This is a genomic window from Cupriavidus sp. 22TCCZM04-2 (assembly GCF_057798895.1).
In genome coordinates, this window is record NZ_JBYOJS010000028.1 from 23771 (window position 1) to 40954 (window position 17184).

16 protein-coding genes are annotated in these 17184 nt (G+C 66.3%); 9 read left to right on the top strand and 7 right to left on the bottom strand.

What is annotated here, in order from left to right; translation table 11 throughout:
* Together metH and AC3FKG_RS27620 are read right to left on the bottom strand one after the other, a co-directional pair.
* Window positions 1-2748, bottom strand: a complete 2748-nt coding sequence (gene metH / locus AC3FKG_RS27615; protein ID WP_483710116.1) for a methionine synthase — start codon at window positions 2746-2748, stop codon at window positions 1-3.
* A 17-nt stretch (window positions 2749-2765) separates the two neighbouring features.
* Window positions 2766-3821, bottom strand: a complete 1056-nt coding sequence (locus tag AC3FKG_RS27620; protein ID WP_483710115.1) for a homocysteine S-methyltransferase family protein — start codon at window positions 3819-3821, stop codon at window positions 2766-2768.
* Between the two features lie 175 nt (window positions 3822-3996).
* Here AC3FKG_RS27620 and AC3FKG_RS27625 point away from each other — a divergent pair, with 175 nt between their 5' ends.
* Window positions 3997-4389 carry a rhodanese-like domain-containing protein gene (locus tag AC3FKG_RS27625; protein WP_483710114.1) on the top strand — a complete coding sequence of 131 codons (393 nt, stop codon included), beginning with the start codon at window positions 3997-3999 and terminating at the stop codon, window positions 4387-4389.
* An 87-nt stretch (window positions 4390-4476) separates the two neighbouring features.
* On the opposite strand, the gene AC3FKG_RS27630 is transcribed toward AC3FKG_RS27625, so the two are convergent.
* The 4 genes from AC3FKG_RS27630 to AC3FKG_RS27645 all read right to left on the bottom strand — a co-directional run bounded on the left by AC3FKG_RS27630 (window position 4477) and on the right by AC3FKG_RS27645 (window position 7758).
* Window positions 4477-4734 carry a BTH_I0359 family protein gene (locus AC3FKG_RS27630; RefSeq protein WP_211946871.1) on the bottom strand — a complete coding sequence of 86 codons (258 nt, stop codon included), beginning with the start codon at window positions 4732-4734 and terminating at the stop codon, window positions 4477-4479.
* A 215-nt stretch (window positions 4735-4949) separates the two neighbouring features.
* Complete coding sequence (gene pcaD, locus AC3FKG_RS27635) at window positions 4950-5798, bottom strand: 3-oxoadipate enol-lactonase (RefSeq protein WP_488744672.1); 849 nt, start codon at window positions 5796-5798, stop codon at window positions 4950-4952.
* Window positions 5799-5849: 51 nt separating this feature from the next.
* Window positions 5850-6839: a DUF3108 domain-containing protein gene (locus AC3FKG_RS27640; RefSeq protein WP_488744685.1), complete on the bottom strand. Its 990-nt coding sequence runs from the start codon at window positions 6837-6839 to the stop codon at window positions 5850-5852.
* Window positions 6840-6924: 85 nt separating this feature from the next.
* Window positions 6925-7758 carry an IclR family transcriptional regulator gene (locus AC3FKG_RS27645; RefSeq protein ID WP_483710112.1) on the bottom strand — a complete coding sequence of 278 codons (834 nt, stop codon included), beginning with the start codon at window positions 7756-7758 and terminating at the stop codon, window positions 6925-6927.
* A gap of 251 nt (window positions 7759-8009) precedes the next feature.
* Here AC3FKG_RS27645 and AC3FKG_RS27650 point away from each other — a divergent pair, with 251 nt between their 5' ends.
* The 8 genes from AC3FKG_RS27650 (at window position 8010) to rfaE2 (ending at window position 16371) form a co-directional block, all read left to right on the top strand.
* The gene (locus AC3FKG_RS27650) at window positions 8010-9017 is read left to right on the top strand and encodes a Bug family tripartite tricarboxylate transporter substrate binding protein (RefSeq protein WP_483710111.1); all 1008 of its coding nucleotides are present in this window, start codon (window positions 8010-8012) and stop codon (window positions 9015-9017) included.
* A 40-nt stretch (window positions 9018-9057) separates the two neighbouring features.
* Entirely contained in the window at window positions 9058-10038 is a 981-nt protein-coding gene (locus AC3FKG_RS27655) for a fumarylacetoacetate hydrolase family protein (protein ID WP_483710110.1), read from the top strand.
* A gap of 118 nt (window positions 10039-10156) precedes the next feature.
* Window positions 10157-10990 carry an enoyl-CoA hydratase/isomerase family protein gene (locus AC3FKG_RS27660; protein ID WP_488744673.1) on the top strand — a complete coding sequence of 278 codons (834 nt, stop codon included), beginning with the start codon at window positions 10157-10159 and terminating at the stop codon, window positions 10988-10990.
* A gap of 74 nt (window positions 10991-11064) precedes the next feature.
* The gene (locus AC3FKG_RS27665) at window positions 11065-11832 is read left to right on the top strand and encodes a PhaM family polyhydroxyalkanoate granule multifunctional regulatory protein (protein ID WP_488744674.1); all 768 of its coding nucleotides are present in this window, start codon (window positions 11065-11067) and stop codon (window positions 11830-11832) included.
* Window positions 11833-11862: 30 nt separating this feature from the next.
* Window positions 11863-13146, top strand: a complete 1284-nt coding sequence (locus AC3FKG_RS27670) for a patatin-like phospholipase family protein (protein WP_488744675.1) — start codon at window positions 11863-11865, stop codon at window positions 13144-13146.
* 193 nt (window positions 13147-13339) lie between these two features.
* Window positions 13340-14197 carry a ferritin family protein gene (locus AC3FKG_RS27675; RefSeq protein WP_483710106.1) on the top strand — a complete coding sequence of 286 codons (858 nt, stop codon included), beginning with the start codon at window positions 13340-13342 and terminating at the stop codon, window positions 14195-14197.
* Window positions 14198-14857: 660 nt separating this feature from the next.
* On the top strand, window positions 14858-15811 hold the full coding sequence (locus AC3FKG_RS27680) for a LysR family transcriptional regulator (RefSeq protein ID WP_488744676.1): 954 nt from the start codon (window positions 14858-14860) through the stop codon (window positions 15809-15811).
* A gap of 65 nt (window positions 15812-15876) precedes the next feature.
* A complete protein-coding gene (gene rfaE2 / locus AC3FKG_RS27685; protein WP_483710104.1) occupies window positions 15877-16371 on the top strand; it encodes a D-glycero-beta-D-manno-heptose 1-phosphate adenylyltransferase in 495 nt (164 codons plus the stop codon).
* Between the two features lie 55 nt (window positions 16372-16426).
* Here rfaE2 and AC3FKG_RS27690 read toward each other — a convergent pair whose 3' ends face one another.
* A complete protein-coding gene (locus AC3FKG_RS27690; protein WP_488744677.1) occupies window positions 16427-17176 on the bottom strand; it encodes an SPOR domain-containing protein in 750 nt (249 codons plus the stop codon).
* Window positions 17177-17184 lie beyond the last annotated feature (8 nt).

Here is a 17184-nt window from a genome sequence, read left to right on the forward strand (position 1 = left end):
TTACAGGTTGGGCGCAAGCGCGCGCGCCACGGCGTTGCGGTCCTCGTGGCGGCGGGCCGCCATGTCGTCGAGCTGGTCCTGGCCGATCTTGCCGATCGTGAAGTAGGTCGAGTCCGGATGCGACAGGTAGAAGCCGCTGACCGAGGCCGCCGGCGTCATCGCCAGCGCCTCGGTAATGCCCATCCCGATCTCCGCGCAGTCGAGGAAGCTGAACATCGGGCCCTTGACGGTGTGCTCCGGGCAGGCCGGGTAGCCGGGCGCCGGGCGGATGCCGCGGTACTTCTCGGCAATCAGGTCGTCGTTGCTCAGGTGCTCGGCGGCGTCGTAGCCCCAAAGGTCCGTGCGCACACGCTGGTGCAGGCATTCGGCAAAGCCTTCTGCGAAGCGGTCGGCCAGTGCCTTCAGCATGATGGCGCTGTAGTCGTCGTGGTCGGCTTCGAACTGGGCTTCCTTCTTGTCGACGCCGATACCGGCCGTCACCGCGAACAGCCCGATGTAGTCCGCCACGCCCGAGGCCTTGGGCGCGATGAAATCAGACAGGCAGCGGTTGGGACGGCGTACGCCGTCCACCACGGGACGCTCGCCCTGCTGGCGCACGTTGTGCCACGTGAGGGCAACCTTGCTACGGGTTTCGTCGGTGTAGATCTCGATGTCGTCGTCGTTGACGGTGTTGGCCGGCAGCAGCGCCATCACGCCGTTGGCGGTCAGCCAGCGGCCCTGGATCAGGCGAGACAGCATGGCCTTGCCATCCGAGTAGACCTTGCGCGCGGACTCGCCGACGATCTCGTCGTTGAGGATGTCCGGGAATTTGCCGGCCAGGTCCCAGGTCTGGAAGAACGGGCCCCAGTCGATGAATTTGGCCAGTTCCGCGAGGTCGTAGTTGCGGAACACGCGCCGGCCGATGAACTTCGGCTTCGGCGGCACGTAGCCGCTCCAGTCGATCGGCGTCTTGTTGGCACGGGCCTCGGCCAGCGTCACCATCGGCAATGCCTTCTTGCCGGCGTGCTGCGCGCGGATGCGGTCGTAGTCGGTCTTCAGTTCGTCGAGATACTTCGTAGCGCCTTCGTCCGACAGCAGGCTCGATGCCACGCTGACCGAGCGCGAAGCGTCCGGCACGTACACCACCGGGCCTTCGTAGTTCGGCGCAATCTTCACCGCCGTATGCACGCGCGACGTGGTCGCGCCGCCGATCAGCAGCGGGATCTTCTTCACGCGGAAGTAGTCGTCGCGCTGCATTTCCGACGCCACGTAGGCCATCTCTTCGAGCGACGGCGTGATCAGCCCCGACAGGCCGACGATATCCGCGCCCTCGACCTTGGCCTTGGCCAGGATCTCGTTGCACGGGACCATCACGCCCATGTTGACCACTTCGAAGTTATTGCACTGGAGCACCACCGACACGATGTTCTTGCCGATGTCGTGCACATCGCCCTTCACGGTGGCGATCACGATCTTGCCGCGCGAGCGCACATCGCCGCCGGCCTCGGCCAGCAGGCGCTTCTCTTCCTCGATGAAAGGCAGCAGGTGGGCCACTGCCTGCTTCATCACGCGCGCGCTCTTGACCACCTGCGGCAGGAACATCTTGCCCGCGCCGAACAGGTCGCCGACGATGTTCATGCCATCCATCAGCGGGCCTTCGATCACCTCGATCGGACGTCCGCCGCGTGCGGCGATCTGCTGGCGGGCTTCCTCGGTATCTTCGACGATGAAGTTGGTGATGCCGTGCACCAGCGCATGCGCCAGGCGCTCGCCTACCGACACCGGGGCTTCCGGCGTGCCGCGCCAGGCGAGATTCTCTTCGCGCTTTGCGCCGCCGCCCTTGAAGCGGTCGGCGATCTCCAGCAGGCGGTCGGTCGCGTCATCGCGGCGGTTCAGCACCACGTCTTCCACGCGCTCGCGCAACTCGGGATCGAGCTGGTCGTACACGCCGAGCTGGCCGGCGTTCACGATGCCCATGTCCATGCCCGCCGCGATGGCGTGGTACAGGAACACGGTGTGGATCGCCTCGCGCACCAGGTCGTTGCCGCGAAACGAGAACGACACGTTCGACACGCCGCCGCTCACCTTGGCATACGGCAGGTTCTGCTTGATCCAGGCCGTGGCTTCGATGAAGTCCACCGCGTAGTTGTTGTGTTCCTCGATACCGGTGGCCACCGCGAAGATGTTCGGGTCGAAGATGATGTCCTCGGGCGGGAAGCCGACTTCGTTCACCAGGAAGTCATAGCTGCGCTTGCAGATCTCGGTCTTGCGCGCGAACGTGTCGGCCTGGCCCTGTTCGTCGAAGGCCATCACCACGGTGGCGGCGCCGTAGCGGCGGATCAGCTCGGCATGGTGGCGGAACTGTTCCTCGCCTTCCTTCAGCGAGATCGAGTTCACCACGGGCTTGCCCTGCACGCACTGCAAGCCGGCCTCGATCACTTCCCACTTGGAGGAGTCGATCATGATCGGCACGCGCGCGATATCGGGCTCGGAAGCAATCAGGTTCAGGAAGCGGACCATGGCCGCTTTCGAATCCAGCATCGCCTCGTCCATATTGATGTCGATGATCTGCGCGCCGTTCTCGACCTGCTGGCGGGCCACCGCCAGCGCCTCGTCGAACTGTCCGTTCAGGATCATGCGGGCGAAGGCTTTGGAGCCCGTGACGTTGGTCCGTTCGCCGACGTTGACGAAGAGCGTGTCGTCGTCGATCGTGAACGGCTCCAGGCCGGACAGGCGCATCGGGCGCGGGGGCAGTTGGTTCGTGCTCATGGGTTCTTCTCGCCGGCTCAGGCGGCTTCGCTGTACTGGCCCGGCCACGTGCGCGGGGTCTTGTTGGCCACGCGCTGGGCGATCGCGGCAATGTGTTCGGGCGTGGTGCCGCAGCAGCCGCCCACCAGGTTCACCAGGCCGGAGGCCGCAAATTCCTCCACCAGCGACGAAGTGACTTCCGGCGTTTCGTCGAAACCGGTGTCGCTCATCGGGTTGGGCAGGCCGGCGTTCGGGTAGCAGGAAATCGCCACGTCGCACACCTTCGCCAGCTCGGCGATATACGGACGCATCAGCGTCGCGCCGAGCGCGCAGTTCAGGCCGAAGGTGACGGGCTTCACGTGGCGCAGGCTGTTCCAGAACGCTTCGACGGTCTGGCCCGAGAGGATGCGGCCGGAGGCATCGGTCACGGTGCCGGAGATCATCACGGGCAGTCGTTCGCCGGTGTCCTCGAACAGCTGGTCGATGGCAAACAGGCAAGCCTTGGCGTTGAGCGTGTCGAAGATCGTTTCGACCAGGAACACATCGGCGCCGCCTTCGAGCAAACCCTTGCCCTGCTCGTAGTAGGACTCGCGCAGTTGCTCGAAGGTGACATTGCGCGCGCCCGGGTCATTCACGTCGGGCGAGATGCTTGCGGTCTTCGGCGTCGGGCCGAACGCGCCGGCGACGAAGCGCGGCTTGTCCGGCGTGCTGTACTTGTCGCAGGCCGCGCGCGCGAGCTTTGCTGCCTCGACGTTCATCTCGTACGCCAGCTCGGCCATCTTGTAGTCTTCCTGCGCCACGCTGGTGGCACCGAAAGTATTGGTCTCGATGATGTCCGCGCCGGCGGCAAGGTACTGCTCGTGGATCTCGCTGATGACCTGCGGGCGCGTGAGCACCAGCAGTTCGTTGTTGCCCTTCACGTCGACCTTGTGTTCCGTGAAGCGCGCGCCGCGGTAGTCGGCCTCGGTGAGCTTGTAGCGCTGGATCATGGTGCCCATGGCGCCGTCCAGGATCAGGATGCGCTCGCGCAGCAGCCGGGGCAGGTTGGCAGCCCGGGTATAGGGACGCACGGAGGGTTGGTCAGGGGCACTCATGGCGGGGACTGTGGAAGGCGGGACAAATCGTCAAGAGGGCGATTTTATCAGGTGTATCAAGGCCTTGCGGGCGCCGGAGGTTGCCTGTGCGCGCGCTGCGGACCTACACTGAGAGGCGTAACAGTCACCATCGGATCCCCATCGCCGGCATTCCTGCCGGCTCCCGCGCCCTGCCATGGAACATCTCAGCCCCGCCGACGCCCAGAAGTTGCTGCTGGAATCCCCCGACACGCTGTTTATCGATTGCCGCAGCGAAATGGAATACCTGTTCGTCGGCCACCCCAAAGGTGCGCACAACGTACCGTGGAACGACGGGCCGGACTGGGAAGTGAATCCGCATTTCGTGCAGGTCGTGAAAAAGCTGGCCGGCCACGTTTCAGCGCGACCCGTGCTGCTGATCTGCCGCAGCGGCAATCGCTCCACGGCGGCGGCGCGCGCGCTGGAGGGGGCGGGCTTCTCCAGCGTCTATAACGTGCTGCACGGATTCGAAGGAGATCTCGATGCGCAGCGGCATCGGAATACGGTTAACGGATGGCGGCATGAAGGGTTGGATTGGGAGCAGTACTGACGTATTGGCCCTTGAAGACGTTTAAAAAAACAAAAACGCCCGCGCAAGCGCGGGCGTTACCACCACCAGACGCGATTCGTTCGAGCGTCAGTGCATCACCAGCGGATGCGTCATGACCGTATCGAACTTCCCGAGAAAATCGTCAACTTCTTCGACCGACGGCTCGCTCTCGATCAGCCGCTGCACATCGGCCCTGAAGTTCTCGGCCAGCTTGCCGCCAAGAAAAATCTCGCGCTTCATGTTCTTGTCTACGATTTCATAACCGCCGAATTCGAGAGGCGCTTGCTCGACATCCACACCAAATTCCACGATGCAGTAGTTGTCGCTGTTGTAGATCATTTGCATGGCACACCTCCTCGCGTCATGGTTGGCGGCGGGCCCTTTCATTGTTGCAAATTGAGCGGGGGCGCCGCGTTCTTACCTCCAAGCTAGGGGCGGCCACGCCGATTTCAAGTTTTGCGTGCGAGCCGCCGTACGGATACAACGTTTTCTGCCTCTGTAAGTTGGGCAACGGCAACATCAACAAGTTTCTTGAGAATAGGGCACCACTGCGTTGTGCGTTATGGAACGTCGCATTGGCCGCCGCAGGCAGCGTTGCCAAGGAAGGCGTCAAGAGCGGCGTGAAAGCGCTCAGCCTGCTCGATCGACACCAGATGCGCCGCCGGCAAGACTTCGAGCCGCGAGCCGGGAATCGCCTCGGCGATGGACTGCGCCATCGCCACCGTCGCGCCCTGGTCGTGTTCGCCCGCGACCAGCAGTGTCGGGCAGTGGATGCGGGACAGCGCGCTGCGCACGTCGAACGCCATGATGGCCTGCCCCACGCCGACATAGCCGCGCACCGGCGTGGCCAGCAGCATGGCGCGGATGCGCGCGACCTCGTCCTCGTGCGCCTGGCGGTAGGGCTTGGTCAGCCAGCGCTCCAGCGTGGCATCGACCAGTCCGGACATGCCATGCGCCTCGACCTGCCCGATGCGGTTATGCCACATCGGGTGCGCATCGAGCGGCGTGTGGCTGATGGTGGCCGCGAGCGTCAGCGACAGCAGCCGCTCGGCATGGCGCACGCCCAGCGTCTGGCCGATCATGCCGCCCACCGAGATGCCGCAGAAATGCGCCTGCGGGATCTGCAGCGCATCCATGATGGCCGCGACGTCGTCGGCCAGGCGCATCATGGTGTAGGGGCCGACCGGGGCGTCGCTGGCGCCATGCCCGCGCATGTCCGGTCGCACCACGCGATAGCGCGCGGACAGGTGGCGCGCCGTCGCATCCCAGAGCGTATGGTCGGCACCGAGCGCATGCGCAAGAATCACCCAGGGGCCATCGGCGCCGTCCACGCGAACGTGCAGGCCGACGCCCTCGACCTGGATGCGATGCGACTCGCCGGAGGCAGTGGTGGCGGTGCTGGCGGTCATGGCGGAACTCCTTAAAGGGTTGGCGTGTGAACGCGGGCAGCGCCGCTGCCATTACTGGCCCTCGGTACTGCGGTAGACGAGGTCGATCTGCGTACCGTCCGGCTCGGTCTGGCGCAGTCTGACCGGCATCCAGCCAAGCGCCTGCGCCAGCCAGATTTCCACGCGGCGCTTGTCGCCCGCGTGCCGCTGGAGCCGCACAAAGTGCTTGGCGCGCACCATGCCGCGGCCGGTATCAATCTCCTCCTCTCCAACATACTGCACTTGCATCGGTTGCATGTCGCGCGTATCCGCCACCTGGAATGTTTCGGTGACGCCTGGCGACGCATAGCGCTGCGGGTTGCCGCGTACCCGGCCGACCAGTTGCAGGAAGACGCTGAAGCGGTCCTGCGCGCCCGGCGGCAACGCTGCCTGCGTACCCGGCGAAAACGCCACGGTGCCACCGGCCTGGTCGAAACGCGCGGCCTCGGACTTGCCGCGCCGGTTTTCCTCGTAGCGTTCGGGCAGCAGCCCGTTCTCCGTCATGGCGCCGCTGCTCTGGAAGGCAAAGCGGAACCACAGCACGCGCGTCTCGACCGATAGCCGATAGTGCTTGCCATCCTGCTGCCAGCGGATCAGCCCATCGGGGTTCTGCACGCCGTTGACGAAGCTGGCGTAGTGCATGGTGGCCGACGGCGGCGCGAGGTACTTCTCGCCCTCCTGCGCGGGCGGGCCGGGCGGCGCTGGCGGGGCGGGCGTCGGCGCGGCGGCAGGCGCGGCACCGCTGCCGCCGGGGCCGGTCACGGTTTCCTTGATGCCACGGTCGGACGTCGCCACGGCGGGTGCGGGCGGCTCGGGCGGCGTTTCGACGACTTTCGGTGCTGGCTGGGGCGGTGCCGGTTGCGGCGGGGCCGGGCGCGGCTTCGCCGCGGGCTGTGGCATTGGCGGAGGCGGACGTATCGGCTTTGGCGGCGGCAGCAATACCGCCTCGAGCGCCGGTGTCTCGCTGACATCGAGCGGAATCAGCGGCCCGGGCATGCGCAGGAAGCCAATCACGGCGAGCATATGCACGAGCAGCACCAGCAGGATGACGAGGATCCAGCGCCGCCGCCGCCATGCGCGCGGGTCGGCGCCGGCTCTGGCGCGGGAATCAGGAGTGGCCGGTCCGTCCGGCCGTTTGGGCGGCACCAAGATAGCCGAGTTCCGATGAAAGCTGTTGGGCGATCTCACGCACGCGGCGATCGACTGTACCACCCCATTCTGCATCGAATATGCTTTGCGCGCCCAGCACGATCAAACCCATGGCCAGGTGACCATTGGCGTCGAACACCGGCATCGAGAACGCATTGATGCCGGGCAGCACGCCGCCACGCGTGCGGGCCGCGCCATGGGCGCGCACCTCGGCACAGATAGCGTCATAGTCGGCGGGGCTGGCCGGTATATCGGGCACGTCGTCCTGCCCGCGCGCGGCGAGTTCGCGCTCGATCAGTGGCTGGGTCTGCTTGCGCGACAGGTAGGCGCCGTACAGGCGGCCGGTGGCCGAGTTCAGCATCGGCATCACATCGCCGAGCCGCAGGCTGACGGTGACCGGATGGCTCGATTCCTCCCAGTGCACGATGGTTGGCCCGTGGTTGCCCCACACGGCGATGCCGGCGGTCAGGTCGATCTCGTCGCGCAGCTGCGACAGGATCGGCCGCGCCTTCTTGACCGGATCCAGCCGGTTCAGGCCGGCCAGCCCAAGCTGCAGGGCGAACGGCCCCAGGTCATAGCGCCCGCTCACCGGATCCTGCGCCACCGCGCCCAGGCGCAGGAAGCTGACCAAGTAGCGGTGCGCCTTGGCCGGGTTCATCTCGGCGGCGGCGGCGAGGTCGCGCAGCATCATCGCGCGCGGCGAGGCGGCCAGCGCCTGCAGCAGCTTGAAACCCACCTCGATGGACTGGATACCGGAGCGCAGCTTGGCGTCGTCTTCGTCAAGTTCGGTCATGCGCGGCGAGGGTTGGGCACCGTGAGTGAAAAGATTGGGTGAGTCAGCGAACAACAGCAGGATTGTGGGGGATTCGCCGCCGCCAGCACAGGGCCTCCGGTGAAATCCTTACGGAAATTTACTATAGCGAAATCGATTTACCAATTTTTAAACGGTGAGTAGACTTTCGCGACAGACCCGGTGCACCGGCCGGTCCGCCATGGACCACGGTGACGCCAAGCCGGGCTGAGGACCCCAGACGGAGACAACCTGTGACGCCCTTCCGCCCTTCGCGCGCCGCGCTACGCGCCGCCTGCTGCGCCCTTGCCACCTTTGCCGCCTTTGCCGCCACCGCCGGGGCCACCGCCAGTGCGGCGGATGCCTGGCCGTCGCAGCCGATCCGCTGGGTCGTGCCCTATCCTGCCGGCGGCGGCACCGACGTGGTGGCGCGCACGCTGGGCCAAGCCATCTCGCCCGCGCTGGGCAAGCAGGTCGTGGTCGACAACCGGCCTGGCGCGGCGACCATCGTCGGCGCTGACGCGGTCGCCCACGCCAAGCCCGACGGCTACACGGTCCTGACTGCCGACACCGCCACGCTGGCCGCCAACCCGTCGCTGTACAAGAAGCTGCCCTACAACGCCGAGAAGGATTTCGTCCACGTCGGCATGGTGGCGCGTTTCCCGCTGGTGCTGGTGGCCGCGCCGAACTTCCCGGCCAAGACGCTCAAGGAAGCCATCGAGTACGCGCAGCACAACCCCGGCAAGGTCAACTTTGCCTCGCCGGGCGCGGGCAGCCCGCACCATCTGGCCATGGAACTGTTCATGGACCAGGCCCACATCAAGATGACCCACGTGCCCTACAAGGGCGCCGCGCCGGCCGTGCAGGACCTGCTGGCCGGGCAGGTGGACCTGATGTTCGTGGACCTGGCATCGGGCCAGCAGAACATCACCGGCGGCAAGCTGCGGGCGCTCGGCACGGCCACGCCCAAACGCCTGGCCGTGCTGCCCAATGTGCCGACCGTGGCCGAAGGCGGCATCGCCGGCTTCGAGGCCTACGCGTGGCAAGGGGTGGTGGCGCCGGCCGGCACGCCCAAGCCCGTCGTCACCCGGCTCAACGCCGAACTGGTCAAGGCACTGAAGAGCCCCGAGGTGCAGAAGCGCATGGAAGGCGTCGGCGTCGAGCCGGTTTCGAGCACGCCGGAAGAGTTCGCGCAATACGCGCACGCCGAGGCCGAGCGCTGGGGCAAGCTGATCAAGGCAAAAGGCATCACGGTAGACTGACGGTCGACTCATCAAGCCAAGGCTTTTACCTTTACCGACCATGAAACTCGCCACCCTCAAGGATGGCTCGCGCGACGGCCAGCTGGTGGTCGTCTCGCGCGACCTGAAGACCGCCCATTACGCCGCCGATGTCGCCGGCCGCCTGCAAACCGTGCTGGACGACTGGGCCTTCTACGCGCCGCAGCTTCAGGATCTCTCCGACGCCCTCAATGCGGACCGCGCGCGCCACCCGTTCCCGTTCGATCCAAAGCACTGCATGGCGCCGTTGCCGCGCGCCTACCAGTGGGCCGACGGCTCGGCCTACGTCAATCACGTCGAACTCGTGCGCAAGGCGCGCGGCGCCGAGATGCCGCCCGAGTTCTGGACCGATCCGCTGATGTACCAGGGCGGCTCCGACGATTTCCTGGGCCCGTACGACGACATCGTGTGCGCCAGCGAAGCCTTCGGCATCGACTTCGAAGCCGAGGTCGCCGTCATCACCGGCGATGTGAAGATGGGTGCCACGGCCGAGCAGGCCGCCGAGGCCATCCGCCTGGTGCTGCTGGCCAACGATGTGTCGCTGCGCAACCTGATTCCGGCCGAACTTGGCAAGGGCTTCGGCTTCTTCCAGAGCAAGCCGGCCACGGCGTTCTCGCCGGTGGCGGTCACGCCCGATGAACTCGGCGAGGCCTGGCGCGAGCGCAAGGTGCACCTGCCCATGACCGTGCACTGGAACAGCAAGAAGGTGGGCCAGCCCGACTGCGGCACCGACATGGTGTTCGACTTCGGCCAGCTCATCGCGCATATCTGCAAGACGCGCAACGTGCGCGCCGGCAGCATCGTCGGTTCGGGCACCATCTCGAATGTCGACCGCAAGAAGGGCTACTGCTGCATCGCCGAGAAGCGCATGCTGGAAACCATCGAGGACGGCAAGCCGTCGACCGAGTTCATGAAGTTTGGCGACGCGGTGAAGATCGAGATGTTCGACGCCCAGGGCCATTCGGTGTTCGGCGCCATCGACCAGCTCGTGGCCCAACCCTGACGGCAAGACCGCAGGCCAGACAGGGCCGTGCCGGATATGCATATAATTTACCGACCGGCCGGTTGGTGAATTGGTCCATGCACCCGGCACGGCGCTTTTTCCATTGCACAGGCCTGCCATGACGACACCTACACCGGCCCCCACGCCGCCCTCTTCCCGCTACGAACGCTATCGCGCCCTCACGCTGCGCCAGCATGGCCCGATCCTGGAGATCATCATGGGCGCGGCGCAGTCCGCCAACCAGAAGCTGGCCACCGCGGATGCCAATATGCACCGCGAGCTGGCCGAGATCTGGCGCGATGTGTCGGCCGACCCCGACGTGCGCGTGGCGCTGATCCGCGGCGAGGGCAAGGGCTTTTCCGCCGGCGGCGACCTGTCGCTGGTGGAGGCCATGGCCACGGATTTCGAGACGCGCACGCGTGTCTGGCATGAGGCGCGCGACCTGGTCTACAACGTCATCAACTGCGACAAGCCGGTGGTCTCGGCCATGCACGGCCCGGCGGTCGGCGCGGGCCTGGTGGCCGGGCTGCTGGCCGATATCTCCATCGCGGCAAAGACCGCGCGCATCGTCGACGGGCACACGCGCCTGGGCGTGGCGGCCGGCGACCACGCCGCGATCGTGTGGCCCCTGCTGTGCGGAATGGCCAAGGCCAAGTACTATCTGATGCTGTGCGAGTCGGTCAGCGGCGAGGAAGCCGAGCGGATCGGCCTGGTCTCGCTGGCGGTGGATGAAGACGAACTGGTCGGGCGCGCATTTGACGTCGCCAACCGGCTGGCAGCCGGTTCGCAGACGGCGATCCGCTGGACCAAGTACGCCCTCAACAACTGGCTGCGGATGGCCGGTCCCGCCTTCGATTCCTCGCTGGCGCTCGAATTCATGGGCTTTGCCGGCCCCGACGTGCACGAAGGCATGGCGAGCCTGCGCCAGAAGCGGCCGCCTGAGTTCAAGTAGTCCAACGCGATTGGACGGAGGCAGACCGCGGCGTCCCTTGCCCGCCCGGCTGGCTCCATGACGGAGCGCATGACATGTTCGGACAGATTCCCGATTTCACCAACGGCTTCGAATTCATGCGCAAGCTGTGGGGCAGCGGCGCGGGCATGCCCGGCAGCCTGATGCCCGGCCTGCAGGCGGCCATGACGCCGCCCATGAACCTTGAAGACCTCGACAAGCGCATCCACGACCTGAAGGCCGTGGAAAGCTGGCTGCAGCTCAACACCAACCTGCTGCACACCACCATCCAGGGCCTGGAGGTGCAGCGCGCCACGCTGGTGGCGCTACAGACCTTCGGCAACGCGCTGTCGCCGGAGGCCATGCAAAGCGCCATGGAAACCGTGGCGCGCGCCGCCACCGAGCCCTCGCCGCAACGTCCGGCCGCCAGTGAACAGCCCGCCCGGGACACCGCACCGGAACCCGGCGCGCAGGCCGACGCCTCGGCCGAGACTGGCACCGGCAAGGCTACCGAAGAGGCGCCGCCGCCCAACGCATCGCTGTGGTGGGACATGCTGCAGCAGCAGTTCAACCAGATCGCGAGCGGCGCGGCGGCAGCCAGCATTGCGCCGTTCGGCATGAGCGGCTTTGGCGCCGGTACACCGGCCACGGCGGCAAAGCCTGAAGAAAAGCCGGACGACAGGCCGGCCAAGCCTGCCGCCACGGACAAATCGGCAGCCAGCCCCGCGCGCAACGCCGACACCGCACCGAAGGGGGCCACGAAGGATGCGGCCAGGAGCACGGCCGCGCGCAAGAAGCCGTCGGGCGCTGGCAAGACGGCCAAGCCTGCCAACGGCGACAAGTAACTCCGCTGCCCCCCGCCTGCCCGGCGCCGCATGCATCGAGACAGTTTCACCCACCACGCCACCACGCCGCGCCATGGACACCATGGCGGCGTGCAACGCAACGCCACCGCGCTGATCATGATGGGCGGCGGCGCGCGCGCGGCCTACCAGGCCGGCGTGCTCAGCGGCGTGGCGCGCATTGCCGCGCAGCATGGGCATGCCCATGAACCGATACCGTTCGGCATCCTCGCCGGCACCTCGGCAGGCGCCATCAACGGTGCCGGGCTGGCGATCCAGGCGGCGGACTTCCAGGCCGCCGCGGACAGCCTCTCGGCACTCTGGCACGGCATCCACACCGACGACGTCTACCGCACCGACGTGCTGCGCGCGGGCGTGTCCGGCGCGCGCTGGCTGTCGGCGCTGGCGTTCGGCTGGGTCACGCAGCGGCGCGCGCCGCGCGCACTGCTCGACAACGCGCCGCTGGGCAGCATGCTGTGCGAACTGTTCGACGGCCAGCGCGTGCAGGCGAGCCTCGATGCCGGCGTGCTGCAGGCGTTCGCGGTCACGGCACTGTCCTACAGCACCGGCCGGCACGTGACGTTCTACCAGTCGCACCGCCGCATCCACCCGTGGCACCGCAGCCAGCGCATTGCGGTGCCCGCGCAGATCACGGTGGACCACCTGCTGGCGTCGTCGTCGATCCCGTTCCTGTTCCCGGCCATGGCGCTGGAACTCGATGGCCATCACGAGTGGTTCGGCGACGGCACCATGCGCCAGATGTCGCCACTGTCACCGGCCATCCACCTGGGCGCCGCGCGCGTGCTGGCCATCGGCTCGGCATCGCGGCAGCGTCCCGGCTGGTTCGACACCGTGCCGTCCGGCGGCTATCCGTCGCTGGCCCAGGTCGGCGGGCAGGCGTTGGCGAGCATATTCCTGGACGGGCTTTCGGCCGACCTGGAGCGCCTGCTCCACATCAACCGCCTGCTGGCGCGCATGCCCGAACTGGCGGGCGATGCCGAAGGCTGGCGCCCGGTGCAGGTCATGACAATCTCGCCGAGCGAGCCCATCGAGGCCATTGCCGCCGAACACCTGCAGCAGTTGCCGCGCACCGTGCGCGCACTGCTGAGTCCGCTGGGCGGCACCGAGGCGCGCGGAGCCGCGTTCGCGAGCTACCTGCTGTTCGAGCCCGAGTTCACCCAGGCCCTGATCGCACTCGGCGAACGGGACGCCGCGGCCCAGGCCGATGAACTGGCGGCCTTCCTGTATGGCATCATCCCGGGCACGCCGGCGGGCCACGCAGGCGCCGCGCAGATCACCCATGCACACGTCGTATAAAGACAGGCTCACGGCCGACAAGCGCCGCCATTGGCACATGGCTGCACGAGCGTGTCGCTAATCGCCCAAATATGGCGCTGAATCCGCCCGAACCACTGAGATAGTCGTTGCATTTGCGGCGATCCGCCCTAAAAAAGGGAATAGAGAATAATTCGCATCTGGTAGAATCCGCCCGTAATTTCAAAGGCTTACCATGCTCTACCCCGAACTGTTCAAATCGTTGGAAGCGGTCCGCTGGCACATGGACAAGGACATCCCCTGGGATACGTTCGACGCCAGCCTGCTGACGGACGACCAGGCCAAGACCATCCGCATGAACGCCATCACGGAATGGTCGGCCCTGCCGGCAACCGAGATGTTCCTGCGTGACAACCGCCACGACTCCGACTTTTCGGCCTTCATGAGCATCTGGTTCTTCGAAGAGCAGAAGCATTCGCTGGTGCTGATGGAGTACCTGCGCCGCTTCCGCCCGGACCTGGTGCCGACCGAGGAAGAGCTGCACGCGGTGCGCTTCGAGTTCGACCCCGCCCCGCCGCTGGAAACGCTGATGCTGCATTTCTGCGGCGAGATCCGCCTGAACCACTGGTACCGTCGCGCGGCCGAATGGCATTCGGAACCGGTCATCAAGCATATCTACCGCACGCTGTCGCAGGACGAAGCCCGCCACGGCGGCGCCTACCTGCGCTACATGAAGAAGTACCTGGCACAGTTCGGCGACAACGCGCGTGCCGCGTTCGCCAAGATCGGCGTGCTGATGGCGTCGGCGCGCCGCACCGAGAAGCCGCTGCACCCGACCAACCTGCACGTCAACAAGGCGCTGTTCCCGAACGACACCGTGCAGTCGCGCCTGCCCGATCCCGATTGGCTGGAAACGTGGCTCGACGAGCAGATCCGCTTCGACGAAGGCTGGGAAAAGAAGGTTATCGAGCGGATCCTGCACAATATGTCGCTGCTGTTCGAGCGCACCTTCGAAACGGTGCAGGACCTGAACCGCTATCGCAAGGAACTGAACGCCAGCCTGCAGGCCGGCGGCGGCGAGCAACCGGCCTGAACCCCGGACTGACTCCCGCAGACTGAAAAGCCCCATCGGATCGATGGGGCTTTTTTCTTTGGTGCCCGCCGTTTTAGATGGACGAACGCGCCGCCATAGTGACATCCGCTCGAAACCTCCCTGACACGATCATCGTGTAGCGATGGGGCGGAACAACGCGTCAATGCGCTTAAAATCGCCGCGGCATTCAAAGGGGCCAGGATGCTATCGGCAATATTGCCCGCCCAGGTAGTAACGGGTTACCACATCGCTGGCATCGTCGAACACATCCCCCCGCAGCTAGGCTTGCCGTCTGGGTTTCCGGGTTTTTCACGAAACCATTGAAATCACAAGAAAGAAAAATTAAATCACCATCACGGATTAATGTGGTAACGATTTTTTATTATTAATGTTCGTTTTGCAAAACATTAGAAGATTCAATCTAGCCATTTTGTAAGGATCTGAAATATACGATAATATAATCGCACCTCCTGCTCTGGAGAGGACTTGCTGTAGTGCCCATAGCCCGAATGGGTGAGCCACCCTGCGTTGAAGCGGGATCCCATTCCGACATATCCGGATTTTCCACCAAAGCATGGAAATTCCCGGACAAGACCGGTTATTCGATCGGCTGGCATTTTAATTAGGCACGCGGCAACATAATCGCTGGGGAGTTGAATATTGCGTCACATTGATTTCAAGGCCCTCGATGTCTTTCTCCACGTCATGCGCCACGGCGGCATTGCCAGCGCCGCCGTGGCACTGGGCATGCGCCCGCCCACGGTGGTCTACGCCATCCGCAAGCTGCGTGAAGTGACCGGCGACCCGCTCTTCCTCGAACGGCGCGGCAACCTGGTGCCGACCGCGCGGGGGCTGAAGCTCGAGAAAGCGGCCACCGGCATGCTGCAGAACTGGCACGGCCTGATCGAACACAACCGCCAGGCGCCGCGGCTTGCAGGACCCAGGCAGACGCTGCGCATCGGTCTGTCGATGGCAATCGGCGACCCGGCGCTGACGCAAATCCTGGCACGGCTCTCGGCCGCGCTGCCGGAGCGCCAGATCGTCTCCAGCGTGCTCGACAACGGCCGCCAGGTCGGCCAGGCGCTGCGCAAGGGGCTGATCGATTGCGCGGTGACGGTCGACGGCGTGGTATCGCTCGACGGCGTCGCGAGCGAGCACATGCTCAGGGCCCAGCGCTGCATGATCGGCCTGCCGACGGCGGACACCGGCCCGGGCATCGGCCAGCGCGAGCATTGGACCCTGCTCAGCGACGATGCCGATTCCGACAGCCCGGTGCGGCGCTACCTGGCCGGGGCGGCGGATGGCGTGCGGCTGACCGTGGCGCCGTCCTGGAACGGGCAGCTGGCGTTGTGGCGCTCGCGCGGCGGCCTGACACCGGTGCTGAAGTTCAACGTGCCGTGGATCGATGGCGCCAGCGCGGCCTACGTGACCGACGTGCCGCCGGGCTTCCCGGCCTGGGCCAACCTGAGCCTGTTCTACCTGGCCGGATGCGCCGAAGCGCCGTGGCTCGACACGGTGCGGCGGGAGCTGCTGACGGTGCTGCGCGGGATTGCGGCGGCCACCATGCCGCTACCCGCCAATGACGATGCCCTGCCATGGCGGCGTGCCGGCTGAATCGGCTGCCAGCGGACAAGCCGGCGTGAGGTACCATTCCGGGGATGAAACACCTGGCCCCAGACATGTCCGTACCCGCCTTCGAATCCAAACTGACCCTGCCCGACGATGCCGCGGCGCTGGCCGCGCGCATCGCGGCGCTGCCGCGCCCGCTGGTGTTCACCAATGGCGTCTTCGACATCCTGCACCGGGGCCACGCGACCTACCTGGCGCAGGCGCGCGAACTCGGCGCCAGCCTGGTCGTGGGCGTCAACAGTGACGGCTCGGTGCGGATGCTCGGCAAGGGCGACGACCGCCCGCTGAACCATGAATCCGACCGCATGGCATTGCTGGCCGCGCTCGCTTCGGTGGACCTGGTGGCGATGTTCCGCGAGCAGACCCCGGTGGAGCTGATCCGCCAGGTGCGCCCGGATATCTATGTGAAGGGCGGCGACTACGACATCGAGACGCTCGAGGAAACGCGGCTGGTGCGCAGCTGGGGCGGCAAGGCCATCGCCATCCCGTTCCTCCACGACCGCTCGACCACCAAGCTGCTGACCAAGGTCCGGCAGCATCGTTAAGGCAACGGGCCGGCGCTCCGGTCCGCCGTCCGTTTGCTCCACCGGATCCGGATGCTCAGGTGCCGCCGCAGGTCAGCAGCGTCTCGGCGCCGTAGCGCTGGCGCATCGCTTCCAGCCGTGCGCGCGCCGCTTCGTCGGCACCGCGCACGCGCAGCCACGGGCGCATGAACGGGTGCGGCGCGTCAGCCAGCACGGCGGTGCGCACGCCCTGTCCACGCAGCGTCTCCAGGTAGTGTTCGGCGTGTTCGCGCTCGCGGAACAAGCCTAGCGATACCGTGAACGACTCCGCGTCGGGCGTGCCGCTGGTCAGCACCGCGTAGTCGGTCACGTTGCGGCGGCGCAGCTCGGCCAGCTTGCGTTCGAGATTCTCGCGCGTGGGCTGGGCCGGCAGGTGGATCCACCAGCGCACCTGCTCGCGGCGCTCGAACTGCTCGACCTGCCAGGAACCACCGGAAAGGTCTTCGGCCGCACGGCGAACGGCCTGCGCGCTGAACCCGCCGATTTCCACGCACTGGCTGTTGTCGCTGCCCGCTCCCGCTGCCGCTGCCGCAATGACCTTGCCGGCCGGACCCGCGCTGCGCGGAACCGCCTCGGGCGCCGGGAGCGCTGGGCGGAGCTCCATGCGTTCGGTGCGCACCTGCTGCCGCAGCCGTGCCGGTTCGCGCGGCGTGCCGAGCCAGCCCGACATCGGGTCCGGGCCGAACGCGCCCAGCACGGCCGCGAGCAGGACGACGTTTGCCAGCAGCAACAGCGGCAGCAGGATCGACAGCCAGTGCGGCGGGTCGGGCGGGCCAAGGCGGAACATGGGGCGGG

Coding starts and splice junctions, on each gene's coding strand:
- metH (WP_483710116.1), bottom strand. CDS start 2,748: ATGAGCACGAACCAACTGCCCCCGCGCCCGATGCGCCTGTCCGGCCTG.
- AC3FKG_RS27620 (WP_483710115.1), bottom strand. CDS start 3,821: ATGAGTGCCCCTGACCAACCCTCCGTGCGTCCCTATACCCGGGCTGCC.
- AC3FKG_RS27625 (WP_483710114.1), top strand. CDS start 3,997: ATGGAACATCTCAGCCCCGCCGACGCCCAGAAGTTGCTGCTGGAATCC.
- AC3FKG_RS27630 (WP_211946871.1), bottom strand. CDS start 4,734: ATGCAAATGATCTACAACAGCGACAACTACTGCATCGTGGAATTTGGT.
- pcaD (WP_488744672.1), bottom strand. CDS start 5,798: ATGACCGCCAGCACCGCCACCACTGCCTCCGGCGAGTCGCATCGCATC.
- AC3FKG_RS27640 (WP_488744685.1), bottom strand. CDS start 6,839: ATGCTCGCCGTGATTGGCTTCCTGCGCATGCCCGGGCCGCTGATTCCG.
- AC3FKG_RS27645 (WP_483710112.1), bottom strand. CDS start 7,758: ATGACCGAACTTGACGAAGACGACGCCAAGCTGCGCTCCGGTATCCAG.
- AC3FKG_RS27655 (WP_483710110.1), top strand. CDS start 9,058: ATGAAACTCGCCACCCTCAAGGATGGCTCGCGCGACGGCCAGCTGGTG.
- AC3FKG_RS27660 (WP_488744673.1), top strand. CDS start 10,157: ATGACGACACCTACACCGGCCCCCACGCCGCCCTCTTCCCGCTACGAA.
- AC3FKG_RS27665 (WP_488744674.1), top strand. CDS start 11,065: ATGTTCGGACAGATTCCCGATTTCACCAACGGCTTCGAATTCATGCGC.
- AC3FKG_RS27670 (WP_488744675.1), top strand. CDS start 11,863: ATGCATCGAGACAGTTTCACCCACCACGCCACCACGCCGCGCCATGGA.
- AC3FKG_RS27675 (WP_483710106.1), top strand. CDS start 13,340: ATGCTCTACCCCGAACTGTTCAAATCGTTGGAAGCGGTCCGCTGGCAC.
- rfaE2 (WP_483710104.1), top strand. CDS start 15,877: ATGTCCGTACCCGCCTTCGAATCCAAACTGACCCTGCCCGACGATGCC.
- AC3FKG_RS27690 (WP_488744677.1), bottom strand. CDS start 17,176: ATGTTCCGCCTTGGCCCGCCCGACCCGCCGCACTGGCTGTCGATCCTG.